This window comes from Rheinheimera sediminis (assembly GCF_004005375.1).
In the GTDB taxonomy this organism is placed as follows: domain Bacteria; phylum Pseudomonadota; class Gammaproteobacteria; order Enterobacterales; family Alteromonadaceae; genus Pararheinheimera.
In genome coordinates this window covers 1-13,147 of record NZ_RZUF01000011.1, presented here as the reverse complement: position 1 = coordinate 13,147, position 13,147 = coordinate 1, and the positions used below count along the sequence as shown (strand labels likewise).

11 protein-coding genes are annotated in these 13,147 nt (G+C 45.5%); 6 read left to right on the top strand and 5 right to left on the bottom strand.

The window, feature by feature from the left end; all coding sequences use genetic code 11:
* Positions 1-19: 19 nt before the first annotated feature.
* From EMM73_RS08735 to EMM73_RS08725, 3 genes are all read right to left on the bottom strand, one after another.
* The gene (locus EMM73_RS08735; protein ID WP_127686060.1) at positions 20-1,537 is read right to left on the bottom strand and encodes an alanine/glycine:cation symporter family protein; all 1,518 of its coding nucleotides are present in this window, start codon (positions 1,535-1,537) and stop codon (positions 20-22) included.
* A gap of 329 nt (positions 1,538-1,866) precedes the next feature.
* Positions 1,867-2,106: a hypothetical protein gene (locus EMM73_RS08730; protein ID WP_127686059.1), complete on the bottom strand. Its 240-nt coding sequence runs from the start codon at positions 2,104-2,106 to the stop codon at positions 1,867-1,869.
* Between the two features lie 293 nt (positions 2,107-2,399).
* The gene (locus tag EMM73_RS08725; protein WP_127686058.1) at positions 2,400-3,998 is read right to left on the bottom strand and encodes an isocitrate lyase; all 1,599 of its coding nucleotides are present in this window, start codon (positions 3,996-3,998) and stop codon (positions 2,400-2,402) included.
* A gap of 180 nt (positions 3,999-4,178) precedes the next feature.
* On the opposite strand from EMM73_RS08725, the gene EMM73_RS08720 reads away from it, so the two are divergent.
* Positions 4,179-5,120 carry a LysR family transcriptional regulator gene (locus EMM73_RS08720; RefSeq protein WP_127686057.1) on the top strand — a complete coding sequence of 314 codons (942 nt, stop codon included), beginning with the start codon at positions 4,179-4,181 and terminating at the stop codon, positions 5,118-5,120.
* 63 nt (positions 5,121-5,183) lie between these two features.
* On the opposite strand, the gene aceB is transcribed toward EMM73_RS08720, so the two are convergent.
* A complete protein-coding gene (gene aceB, locus EMM73_RS08715; RefSeq protein ID WP_127686056.1) occupies positions 5,184-6,788 on the bottom strand; it encodes a malate synthase A in 1,605 nt (534 codons plus the stop codon).
* Positions 6,789-6,997: 209 nt separating this feature from the next.
* On the opposite strand from aceB, the gene EMM73_RS08710 reads away from it, so the two are divergent.
* Together EMM73_RS08710 and EMM73_RS08705 are read left to right on the top strand one after the other, a co-directional pair.
* Complete coding sequence (locus EMM73_RS08710; RefSeq protein ID WP_127686055.1) at positions 6,998-7,639, top strand: DUF2726 domain-containing protein; 642 nt, start codon at positions 6,998-7,000, stop codon at positions 7,637-7,639.
* Positions 7,640-7,840: 201 nt separating this feature from the next.
* Positions 7,841-8,041 (top strand): hypothetical protein, encoded by a 201-nt coding sequence (locus tag EMM73_RS08705; RefSeq protein ID WP_127686054.1) that lies wholly within the window; start codon positions 7,841-7,843, stop codon positions 8,039-8,041.
* Positions 8,042-8,232: 191 nt separating this feature from the next.
* Here the strand turns inward: EMM73_RS08705 and EMM73_RS08700 are convergent, their stop codons facing one another.
* Positions 8,233-9,183: a carbohydrate kinase family protein gene (locus EMM73_RS08700; protein ID WP_127686053.1), complete on the bottom strand. Its 951-nt coding sequence runs from the start codon at positions 9,181-9,183 to the stop codon at positions 8,233-8,235.
* 192 nt (positions 9,184-9,375) lie between these two features.
* Here EMM73_RS08700 and EMM73_RS08695 point away from each other — a divergent pair, with 192 nt between their 5' ends.
* The 3 genes from EMM73_RS08695 (at position 9,376) to EMM73_RS08685 (ending at position 13,072) form a co-directional block, all read left to right on the top strand.
* The gene (locus EMM73_RS08695) at positions 9,376-11,301 is read left to right on the top strand and encodes an amylosucrase (RefSeq protein WP_127686052.1); all 1,926 of its coding nucleotides are present in this window, start codon (positions 9,376-9,378) and stop codon (positions 11,299-11,301) included.
* A gap of 125 nt (positions 11,302-11,426) precedes the next feature.
* Positions 11,427-11,978: a nucleotidyltransferase family protein gene (locus EMM73_RS08690; RefSeq protein ID WP_222422637.1), complete on the top strand. Its 552-nt coding sequence runs from the start codon at positions 11,427-11,429 to the stop codon at positions 11,976-11,978.
* 209 nt (positions 11,979-12,187) lie between these two features.
* A complete protein-coding gene (locus tag EMM73_RS08685; protein ID WP_127686051.1) occupies positions 12,188-13,072 on the top strand; it encodes a sugar phosphate isomerase/epimerase family protein in 885 nt (294 codons plus the stop codon).
* Positions 13,073-13,147 lie beyond the last annotated feature (75 nt).

The following is a 13,147-nucleotide window of genomic DNA, read 5'->3' as shown; positions in this document are numbered from 1 at the left end:
ATTTCACGATAATCAGTTGTTACTTCTGATCTTTTTGCTGTTGTTCCAGGCGTTTCTCCCAGAAAGTCGCATTTTTAATGCCCAACTTCACGGGATCGAAAGTTACAGGACCACCAGTCTTTTTCTGCTCTTCATAATCACGCAGACAGCGCATCGTTGGCTTGTACATAAAGAAGATCACCAGAATGCCCACTACATTCACCCAGGCCATAATACCCACGCCCAAGTCGCCAATATTCCAGATATAACCAGCGCTGTTGACTGTGCCGTATGCAACCATAAACATCAATATCAACTTAAATACCAGATTAGGCAGTTTATTGTTGAATAGGCGATTCAGGTAGGCGACGTTGGTTTCTGTGATGTAGTAGTAGGCCAGAATAGTGGTAAAAGCGAAGAAGAAAATAGCCAGACCAGCAAACACCTGACCAAATTGACCAAATACACTATGCAAAGCCATTTGGGTAAACGCAGGTGAAGCCACCACAGTGGATGCATCAATATTCTGCATGATCATAGTGCCTGCACCTGTGGCCGCATTAAAATCTTCCGTCTGAACATTGTATTGCCCAGTCATCAAAATCATTAAAGCTGTCGCTGTACAGACAAATAAAGTATCCACATAGACGGAAAATGCCTGCACTAAACCTTGCTGAGCGGGATGGTCAACTTCTGCTGCTGCAGCTGCATGAGGGCCAGTGCCCTGACCTGCTTCATTAGAATAAATACCCCGTTTTACCCCCCAGCCGATAGCAGCACCAAAACCAGCCTGAGCTGTAAAAGCATCACTGAGGATCAAACCAAAAATAGCAGGGACTCTGTCCAGATTAAGAAACACCACAATAAGCGCCAGGATGATGTAACCCAGGGCCATAAAAGGCACCACAATTTGGGTAAAGTTAGCAATACGTTTGATGCCACCGAAGATAATAAAAGCAAGGATAATCAGGATAAAAGCAAGGCCTATTAGCTTATGACTTCCCACTTCACCAAAGCTGGTGACTACAGCTGTGCCTTCACCAAAAACCTGAGTAATAGCATTACCTACCGCATTGGCCTGCACACCTGGTAAAAAGATACCGCAGCCGATAATGGCGGAAATAGCAAACAAGATACCCAGCCAGCGCCAGCCGAGACAACGTTCAAAATAATAGGCCGGACCACCACGGTACTGGCCATTTTCTTCAACTTTGTACAACTGACCTAAAGTTGATTCCACATAAGCTGTACTGGCACCTAAAAAGGCGACTATCCACATCCAGAACACAGCACCTGGGCCACCAAAACCTATAGCAGCTGCAACACCAGCAATATTACCTACACCAACCCGGCCAGATAAAGACACAGCCAGAGCCTGGAATGACGAGATACCTTTGTCAGATTCGTTGTTGTTGAGCATCAGTTTGCACATTTCTTTGAAATGACGCACTTGAGCAAAACGGGTGAGTATTGAGTAGAACAAGCCTGCGCCAAGGCAGAGGTAAATCAGCGCCGGGCTCCAGACTATGCTGTTTAGCGCACTAATAAAGCCTTCCATTTCCCTTCCTTATAATTATTCTGAACTTAAATTTTCATACGCCGCTTAATTTGCCATATCAATAGCTGAATAGCCAGAAAGCAAGCCTATTGGTCAGACTTCTGCGTTAATTCGCAGTTCTGGCTGTTTTGCTCAACACTTTACTTTGCAATAACAAGATACCGCAGCAAAAAGCACAGAACCATTGTTATTTTTTAAACCTGACGGACAGGGCAAAAGCTCTGTATCCAGGTGGTGATCTGTTGCTTATAATCTCTGTATGATTCTGGATTCAGGACTCATGGCCCAAGCCATATTGCCTTTTTTATGTACAGAAGAGCTTAGCTGGATTATAACTGCTCTATTTTTTTAGCGTAATACCAAGTCACTCCCAGTAATAACGCTGTACCGACGACCAGCGAGAACACAGCTGGTGACTGCCATAAGTTTTGCTCCAGATGAAAACCAGCACCCAGCATGACGCCAAAAGCTGTACCTACCAAAACCCCTACCAACGGAAAGCCTACAATTACAACTTTTAGACTATTTTTCAAAGCGTTACGTTTTGCATGCTTTACAGCATTTATCATAATGAAGCTCCCTTTGGTTTAAATTAAATAGCTAGTGAGGTAGTGAAAATGTCAGATTTAGGTAATAAAGACAAGACTAAAGCCTTATTGCGCATATAAAAAAGGCAGCCTTGCGGCTGCCAATGTCAGTATAACCCGACCACGTAAATCAAATACTCTTCGTACTTGAAGCCGCAGCGTTGTTGACTGCGACATCAATTACTTTGAGTCACTCTTCTTTTCAGCAATTAGGTCGGGGACATCCACCCTCAGCCCTGTCAGTACCTTAGGTATAGTCGCCATGCACCAGTTGGTTAGGAGAACTGGTTCATGGTGTTGTCTTTCCCTGAGGCTTTCAACGCAGCTTCCCCAGAGAAGTACTCTTTATGATCATCACCAATGTCAGAGCCAGACATATTCTGGTGTTTGACACAGGCAATACCCTGACGAATTTCTTTGCGTTGTACGCCAGCCACATAACCCAACATACCTGCAGCACCAAAGTACTCTTTCGCCAGATTGTCGGTCGACAAGGCAGCCGTATGGTAAGTAGGCAAAGTGATCAGGTGGTGGAAAATACCTGCTTCACGGGCAGCATCCGCCTGGAAAGTCTGTATGCGATTGTCGGCTTCTAATGCCAGCTCCGTGGTGTCGTAGTCGGCACTCATCAGTTTGGCTCTGTCATAAGCAGATACATCTTTAGCCGCAGCTTGCCATGCATCAAAAACTTGCTGACGGAAATTCAGCGTCCAGTTAAATGACGGGCTATTGTTGTAAACCAGCTTAGCATTAGGCACCACTTCACGAATACGATTGACCATTTCAGCGATCTGACCGACATGAGGTTTTTCTGTCTCAATCCACAGCAGATCCGCACCGTGCTGAAGCGAGGTAATACAATCCAGCACTACACGGTCGACACCGCTGCCTTGTTTAAACTGAAACAAGCCACTTTGCAGGCGTTTTGGTTTTAACAGCTTACCGTTCGCTTTAACCACCACATCGCCGTTTTGAATATCAGAGGCACTTTGAATGTAATCACCATCTAAGAAACTATTGTATAAATCGCCTAAATCACCGGCTTCATTGGTGACCGCAATTTGTTTGGTTAAACCAGCACCTAAAGAGTCAGTGCGGGCAACGATAATACCGTTCTCTATGCCTAATTCTAAAAAGGCGTAACGCACTGCATTAATTTTCGCTAAGAAATCAGCATGAGGCACTGTAACTTTGCCGTCCTGGTGACCACATTGTTTTTCATCCGACACCTGGTTTTCAATCTGAATGGCGCAGGCACCGGCTTCAATCATCTTTTTCGCCAGTAAATAGGTTGCTTCGGCATTACCAAAACCAGCATCGATGTCGGCAATAATAGGCACTACATGAGTTTCGAAGTTGTCAATTTTAGCCAGCACTTCGGCTGCTTTGGCTTGATCGTCTTTAGCGCGGGCGTCATCCAGTTCACGGAATAAACCACCTAATTCACGGGCATCTGCTTGCTTTAAGAAGGTGTATAACTCTTCGATTAAGGCAGGCACTGCAGTTTTTTCATGCATAGACTGATCAGGTTGAGGACCAAATTCTGAACGCAGCGCTGCAATCATCCAACCAGATAAATACAAGTATTTGCGTTTAGTGCTGCCGAAATGTTTTTTGATGGCGATCAGTTTTTGTTGGCCGATAAAGCCATGCCAACAGCCTAAAGACTGAGTGTACTGACTGCTGTCGGCGTCATAAGCAGCCATGTCTTCACGCATAATGTCGGCAGTATACTGCGCAATCTCTAACCCTGTTTTAAAGCGGTTTTGTAACTGCATGCGGGCAGCAGACTCCGCATTGATAGCGGCCCAGCCTGTTCCTTGCGCTTTGCAGCTTTGTTCCAGTTGTTTAATGATCTGTTGATAAGCTGACATGATGCTTCCTCGTTTTGTTGTCTGTTGTTTAGCCGGCATTTGGTAACTGCCTCTGTTGACATTCACTATAGGTTTCAAAAAGAGGATTCATATAGCTGATTTTTTTGATTCTCATCATTCATTGTGTGAATATATAAAGCATGCAATCGAGACTTAGTCAGTTATAAAAAGTGGAAACAAATGAATATCAGTAAAATTGACCTGAATTTGTTGGTGTATCTGGACGTATTACTGCGGGAGAAAAACGTTACCCGGGCAGCGAACCAGCTCAATATCACTCAGCCAGCCATGAGTAATGGCTTAAAACGACTGCGGGATTTGCTGAACGACCCTATTCTGGTCCGTACCTCTGACGGTATGGTGCCAACAGAACGAGCCAAAGAATTAGCGCCTGTAGTGCGGGGGATTCTGCTCACTCTGGAAGAAACTCTACAACCGAACAAAGATTTTGAGCCAGAACACAGCCATAGGGTATTTCGTATTATGGCCAGCGATTATGCGGCTTCTACCCTTATTCCAGCTTTATTAAAAAAGCTACGGGCTCAGGCGCCAGGTACCTCGCTGGATATCATGACACCGTCAGACGTGACCTTTCATGATGTGGAAAACGGCAAAGTGGATATGGCGATAAACCGCTTTGATCAGCTGCCACAGTCTTTTCATCAAAAGACCATATGGCGCGATAGTTTTGCTTGTCTGGTCAATAGCTTAAACCCTATTCTTGGCAACTTTAATTTAGACACTTACCTCAAAGCACAGCATATCTGGGTCAGTAAAACTGGTTTTGGTGTAGGTGTGGGCATGGATCCGGCCGATGTGCAGAAGCTTGGCTGGGTGGATGAAGCCTTGGCGAAGTTCGGTAAACAGCGAAGCATCAGTGTCTTTACCCGAAATTATCATGTAGCTATGCATTTGGCGGTAGAAACAGATTTGATAGCGACCTTGCCTTTACGGGCTGCGCTTTTGTATCAGAATGATGTAACCATGAAAGTATTGGATCCACCTTTTCCGATTCCGTCTATCGAGCTGAAGATGATCTGGAGCCCGTTATTGCATCAGGATGCCAGTCATATCTGGCTGCGGCGCTTAATTACAGAAGTGGCAGACGAGTTGCATCTATAAAAACTAAAACGAGGTCAGCTCAGATTAGTTACTCATAACTAATCTGAGCTGACCCCATTTTTATTAAGCCGTTAACAGCTCATACGCTGGCAGCGTCAGGAAATCCACCAGTTGATCGGCTGTGGTAATTTGCAAAAGCAGTGCCTGAGCGCGCTCAAACTGCTGTTGTTGCCATAACTCCTCTCCTACTTCTGTGCGTACCACAGCAGCTTCTTGTTGCAGCATTTCGGCAAAGAGTTCTTTCGTGACCAACTGACCATTGTTCAAAGTTTTGCCATGCTTAATCCACTGCCAAATCGAGGTGCGACAAATTTCCGCCGTTGCTGCATCTTCCATCAGACCATAAATAGGCACACAACCTTTGCCGCTGATCCAGGCCGCTATGTACTGCAAAGCGACGCGGATATTGATGCGCATACCTGCTTCGGTGCGTTCACCTGCGCTTGGTGTCAATAAATCGGCGGCTGTGACAGGCGCATCATCAGCACGGCTGATATGCAGCTGATTGGTATTGCCATCCGTCAGGTATTTATTAAAGACCCCATTAGCTGTAGCTGCTAAACCCGGATGCGCTACCCAGGTGCCATCATGACCGTTACTGGCTTCCCGCTCTTTATCCGCTGTTACTTTGGTTAAAATCGCTTCATTGGCAACAGGATCCTTGGCCGGAATAAAGGCCGCCATGCCACCCATAGCCAAAGCACCACGTTTATGACAGGTTTTAATCAGCAATTTTGAATATGCTGATAAGAACGGCTGGTCCATAGTGACCACCTGACGGTCTGGTAGGACTCTGTCAGCATGATTCTTTAAAGTTTTGATATAACTGAAAATATAATCCCAACGGCCACAGTTCAATGCCACTATATGCTCACGCAGTGCGTGCAGGATTTCGTCCATTTCAAACACAGCTGGCAGAGTTTCTATCAGCACAGTAGCGCGGATAGTGCCAACAGGCTGATTAAACTTCGTTTGAGTAAAACGGAATACTGCATCCCACCATGCCGCCTCTTTATAGCTTTGCAGCTTCGGCAGGTAATAATAAACACCAGACCCCTTGGCTAAACGGGTTTGGTAGTTATGGAAAAAGTACAAAGCAAAATCAACCAGCGAACCGGGTACAGCTTCGCCATCCACTTCTAAATGCTTTTCCCACAGATGTAAACCACGAACACGGGCTATCAATAATGCCTGTTTGTCCCTCAGCGCATATTGCTTACCTGACAGTGGATCGCTATAGCTGATAGTGCCCAGGTTGGCGTCCCTTAGGTTAATCTGGCCTTCAATCACACCATCCCAGCTTGGCGCTTGCGAGTCTTCAAAGTCGGCCATAAAAACTTTTACATCAGCGTTTAACGCATTAATGATCATCTTGCGATCGACAGGGCCAGTAATTTCAACCCTCCTGTCCTGTAAGTCGGCAGGAATAGCAGCAACTGTCCAGTCACCAGCACGGATGTCGGCAGTATCAGCACGAAAATCTGGTAAAGCGCCTGAATCATAAAGCGCCTGTTCGATGCTGCGCTGCTGCAGTAATTGCTTTAATGGCGCTCGAAACTCGCGAGTCAGCTCAACTACCAGACGGCACGCTTCCGGCGTTAAAATAGTCTGGAACTCAGCCGATAAACGACCTTTGATCTCTAATCCTGCAGTGTTGCTGCTTGTCATTGTATTGATCCTTGTCTGTAGCAATAGGAAGTCATCTCACTATAAGCCGAACCCCACCATTTCAGCCATCAATAGGCAATATGCCAAACATTCAGCAAAGCTATACAAATTAGAGTATTAACACTAACTTATTGGCACGCCTTATGCTAAACCCTCCATGCAGTCAAAAAATGAGAACTGCAGAGTCAAAAGTTTGTCGGAGGTCGTTAATGGAAGTATTAATTTTAGTATTAACAGTGTTGGTTGTGGTTGCCGCTTTTTTAGCGAGCCGTTTTATGAGCCATGGCAACCCTTTTCCATTCAGTAAAAAAAGCAGCCTTTTTACTCAGGTCGAACGTTCTTACCTGAACATGCTGGAACAAGCGGTTAAAGGTAAGTACAAAGTGATGAACAGAGTGAAAATGGCCGACATTCTGGAATTGAAGAGCAATGTTGATGCAAAGTCTCGTATAGCTGCTTCAGTAAAACTGAACGCAAAATACTTGGATTTTGTGCTCTGCGATCCAACTGATATGAGCATAGTTGCTGCAGTCGATTTAGTGAATAATAACACCAAAGACGGTCATAAAGCGGTGCCAGACTGGTTTGTTAGCGGCGCTTTTGAAGCAGCTGGTATTCCATATGTGCGAATGAAAATCAAAGCAGGATATACAATAGCCGATATTCAGCAAGGCTTAGCGGCGAAAATAGGTCAAAGTAATTTGAAACCTGAGCCTCTGCTCAAAGGCACAGTAAAGAAAAGCCCAACCAGACCAATTCGCCCTTTGCAACCTGCAGCTCAAGCCAGCACTTTACCTGCAATTATTCCGGAGTCAGGTATTCGCTCACAATCAACGGCCATGATCCACTGACAGATCAGCTGTTAATAAACGAACTTTTACAAAGAGTTCAGCAACTTCAGGCATTTGGAACATAAGTCACTCCGCTCGCCTAAAGACCGAAGCCGCTCGCTGCAACGAGCGGCTTCATTTTTTTCCAGATCCTGAAAAAAAATCTAAAGTCTGGGATCCTTTTGCCGATACGATGTATGGAAATATGGCATGGGAGTGACTATGACACAATCCGTAGGCTCAGCTGCAGTCAGCCAGAGCTATGAACTACTGGGTGCCAGTCTGGCAAAAACCCAGCAAAAACAGGAAGGGAGACAAACGATGCAGTTGCTTGATAGTGCTGTAAAATCGTCTCCGGCATTGCAGTCGCCAAGTCCGGTTCCTGTCGGCAACCTGGGTCAGAATATTGACATCAAGGTGTAAAAGGTCTTAGCGTCGACCCTTTGCACCATGAAGCAGTGGCCTCTAAGGTAAGCAGTAAGGATGACTGCGACTAAATAAAAAGGGCTAACTTGCGTTAGCCCTTTCTATTTAGTCGGTGTAGAGCTGAGTGTCCTGATAACCAGTTAGCTCAGCTTCAGCAAACTGAACTGGGGATAAGCAGCGCGACTACATTAACACCACTCTGCTGCAGTAGGTAACGCAGTGAAGGCACCAAACTTCTGACAAGTTAAGGAGCCTGCTTTGATTGCCTGAGTGATAATCGAATTTTGCAGTTCACTTTGACTCAACAGATCAGAAAAGCTACTACCAGACGCTAACTTATCTGCGACCTGAAACAACCAGGCACCAACAAAGGCGTCGCCAGCCGCTGTGGTATCCAGCACAGGGACAGTGGCTACAGGAACAGAAAAAGAACTGGTTTTACTGTAACTTTGCACTTCATCTGCTCCGGCAGTAACCACCAGCCAGGACGGCCGAAAGGTTAAAATATGCTGTAACCATTGTGCTGCATTTTGCTCTCCAGCCAGATAGGTTAATTCATCTTCACTTAGTTTCACCAGATCAGCCATTTCCAGTAGTTGAGTAACCAAATCAATGCTGGCTTTCCCTTCACTCCACAAATTGTGCCGTAAATTGGCATCTACTGACACCAGCCAGCCATGTTGCTGAGCAAGTCTTACCAGAGCAAAACTGGTTTGAGCTATATCAGGCTCAGTCAGGCTATTGGAACATAAATGCAAAATGCCTTTATCTTGCCAAAGTTCAGTCGGACAATGTTCTGCTTTGTATAGTAAATCTGCAGCTGGCGGCCTGTAAAACGAAAAACTTCGATCACCGAACTCATTTAAGGCGACAAAAGCCAAGGCTGTTTTAGCGTCCATAGTCTGACGCACAGCGCTGCAATCGACGCCATAACTCTGCAACTCCTGCTGCAGAAAGTCACCAAACATATCTTTACCCAGCATACCTATAAATTTACTTTGACCACCTAACTTGGCGACTGCAACAGCCACGTTGGCCGGAGCCCCTCCTGCAAAACGATGAAATAAACCTGGCTGGGTCTTATCCTGCAAAAAGTCGATCAACACTTCACCAAAACAGCATACCGGAGTCGGTTTCATCAGCTTTATTCCTGTTGGATGCCCCATCACAAAGAGGCAAAACTAAAACGTTTCAGATCAACTTTAGCTAGTAAAAGCCCGAGTGTAAATATTCAACACTAAATTTAAAGTTTTCACCGCTAAAAGCCTTGCCAAAATGCTAAAAATGGAGTTCTATTACAAGCATTACAGCTCAAGACCGGAAGAATTTCTATGCCAAGAACCACAGCCCAGCTCCTGGAGAACCCAGAGCTGCTGACTATTGAAAGCCAAAAGATACTTAAACGATTAAGCTCATCTTTAAAAGCAGTGGCTAAAGACTGTTGGCCAGAGCTTAAAGTCCGGCTTGAACAACAACTCCCCGCTTTGCTTGAGCTTTATCTGCATTTATATGCTGATAACTACGATTGTTACCACCATCTCGAACAGCTGCTAAAACTGTTGGCTAAAAGCTCCGCACAACGACCGGCCTATTTAAGAAAGGAGGATGCAGAATCACAAGACTGGCACAAGGCTGAAACAGCTTTGGGTGCAGCTTGTTATGTTGATTTATTCGCTAAAGATTTCAACGGGCTGGAAAAACGCATCCCATACTTAAAACAGAGCGGTATTAACTACTTGCATCTGATGCCGCTGTTCAAAGCTCCAGAGCCCAACAGTGATGGCGGTTATGCTGTCTCTGATTACCGCAGCACCATGCCGCAACTTGGTACCATGCAGCAGTTGGCTGAGCTGATGCAACAATTACACCTGCAAGGTATTAAACCTGTGCTGGATTTTGTCTTTAACCACACCTCTGACGAACATCGCTGGGCAGAAAAGGCTAAAGCTGGAGATAAAGAGTATCGCGAGTTTTATTTTTTCCTGACAGAACAGCAACGCGATCAATTTGCACCCACTTTGCGCGAAATTTTCCCGGAAATTCGCCGCGGTTGCTTTACTCAGGATAAAACCTCTGGCTTGTGGATCTGGACTACCTTTAATAGTTTTCAATGGGACCTGAACTACGCTAACCCTGCCGTATTTAATGCAATGGCTGAAGAAATGTTATTCCTGGCCAATCAGGGTGCTTCTGTGCTGCGTTTAGATGCGCTGGCCTTTGTCTGGAAACAAGCCGGCACTAACTGCGAAAACTTGCCCAAGGCTCATACTTTAATCAAAGCTTTTAACTCAGTAGCACGTATAGCTGCACCGGCTTTGCAATTTAAATCTGAAGCCATTGTTCACCCTGATGAAGTGGTGAAATACATAGCACCGGAAGAATGCCAGCTATCGTATAACCCGCTATTAATGGCGCTACTCTGGGAAAGTTTAGCGACACGCCATACTAGATTATTAACCGAGTCCCTGCGAAAACGCTTTGCTATTGATCCGAACTGCAGCTGGGTTAATTACATTCGTTGTCATGATGATATCGGTTGGACTTTTGATGACAGCATTGCCTGGCAATTGGGTATTAACCCAGATCATCACCGCCAGTTTTTAAACCAGTTTTATACAGGGCAGTTTGAAGGTAGTTTTGCCGCAGGCGTGCCTTTCCAGCAAAACCCTGTAACAGGTGATTGCAGAGTTGCTGGTATGCTGTCCTCTCTGGTTGGTGCCGAAAAGGCTGAACTTGAGGCAAACCCTATACATCTTGAGCATTCACTGCATCGGATCTATTTGCTGAATTCAGTCATTTTAAGTATCGGCGGTTTACCTTTGTTATACATGGGCGACGAGCTGGGTTTAAAAAATGACTATAGCTACGTGCTGGACCCTGCGAAAAAAGACGACAGCCGTTGGGTTAACAGAGTCGCAGTCACAGACAAGCAGTTGGCTCTCGCCGGTAACACGGACTCGCTGTCTGGCCGTATTTATCAGCAATTACAACAGCTCATCCGCACCAGAGCGCAGCTGCCATTATTGGGATCAGGCACTACAGAAATACTGCAGGATGATAATCCACATCTGTTTTTATACCAGCGTCAATTGGACGGTAAACGCTTAGTTGCAGTAGTGAATTTCTCTGAACATCCGCAGCATTGCAGCTCTTTATCAGGCCAATTCTGGTTCGATGAACTGACAGCGCAAAAGCTAGCTGCTGGTCCATTACAACTTTTACCTTATCAGGTGCTGTGGTTAACGCCGGCACACTGATAGTCGATCCCTGATAACACCTCCCCGGGTGTTTGACTTTGACAGCCCCTGCCAAGGGGCTTTTTTTATCTGCTGCCAGATAGAGTTTGTTATATGATTTGAAAAAAACAGCTTAGTGCTTTTCCATGCCGAATTATCAGACCCTGACCACAGAATTATTGCGCCGTGATACTTTTCGGATGGACTGTTTAAAAGCTGCCCGGCAATTGCAGCTGCGGGACTACTATGTAGCAGCTGGTTTTTTGCGCAACGCCATCTGGGATCATCTGCACAATGTGCCCACATCTACGCCACTAGACGATCTCGACCTGGTGTATTTTGACGACTCAGACCTATCCATGGAGCCTGAGCAACAGCTCAGTATGCGGCTGAATCAACTGCAGCCTGATGTTCCCTGGCAAGTGCGTAATCAGGCCAGAATGCATCTGATGCACGGCCATGCCCCTTATCAAAATACAGCCGAAGCTATAAGTCTATGGATTGAAATTCAAACTTGTGTTGGCGTCAGACTGGAGCAAGATGACTCTTTTAGCTTTTGTGCGGCCTATGGCCTGGAGCAGAATTGGAGTCTTGATGTACAACTCAATCCACAAAACCCAAAAGCTGAACTTTTTGCAAAGCGGATACAGCAAAAAGACTGGCTGAAGCTTTGGCCTAAATTGCGATTGCCCGGTTAAATTCAGTGCGCTGTTGCTCTCAGACCTCCAGCCTGTTTATGTCAAAACGCCTTGGCGGGATGCAATCACAATACAGAGTAAAGCCCCAACTTAATCTTGCTAGCATTTACTGCCAAAATTGACCGCCAACTAACGCATTTAGCATTGATCTATAAGCGAAAATCAAGCACTCTGAAATCGCTTTCAATGACAATAAAAAGGACAGGGGTATGCTTTTTTTCAACAATAAACTGACAAAAGTTGCAGGGATACTAAGTCTGGTTTTAGCCAGCACAGCATCGGATTTTAGCTATGCCAACACAGAGCAGGTTGTAGAGACTGCACCTCAATTGAGTGTGCAGTTATGGTCAGTGAAAGATGCTATGCAGGCCGACTTTGAAGGGACTCTCACCAAACTCGCAGCTATGGGTTTTGATGGTGTTGAGTTTGCAGGCTTTTTTGGCAAATACGCCAATGACCCTGCTGCTTTAAAAGCGTTTTTAACTAAACTTGGATTAAAAGCTTCAGGTGCCCATGTACCTTTTGAAAAGCTTAGCGCGGAGCAACTTGAAGCTACTGTGGCTTTTTATAAAGCTATAGATTGCCATTATTTAATTATTCCAATGGATCAGCGTGCTTTTACCGTGGAAGGTGCAAAAGCCGTAGCTGCCGATTTAGCTGCTGTGCAGGAAAAACTGACGCCATATGGCATGCAGGTCGGTTATCACAACCATAAACCAGAAATGCTGGGTGAGATGGGGAAAACTCCTTGGGATGTGATTGGTAAAAACACCAACAGCAAAGTGATTTTGCAGCAAGATGTAGGCTGGACTGAAGTGGCAGGCAAAGATCCGGTCGATTTTGTCAAAGCTTATCCTGGCCGTACTATCACCACTCACTACAAGGCCTCAGCACCTGAGCCCGGTAATACTGAAAATCCTATTATTGGTAAAGACACCACGGACTGGAAAGCTTTAATCACCGCCAATAAAACCATAGGCGGCACTCAATGGCTGGTGGTAGAACAAGAATCTTATCCTGCTGGAATGACACCAATGCAAAGTGTCGAAGCTTCGCTGAAGGGCTTGCAGGCTATCATCGCAGAAATGAAGTAATTCTTGGAGGCAGGCTAAAAAAACGACTTGGGTTAAAACGACTTGGGTCAGGCCTTGAATGTTGAATTAAAATTC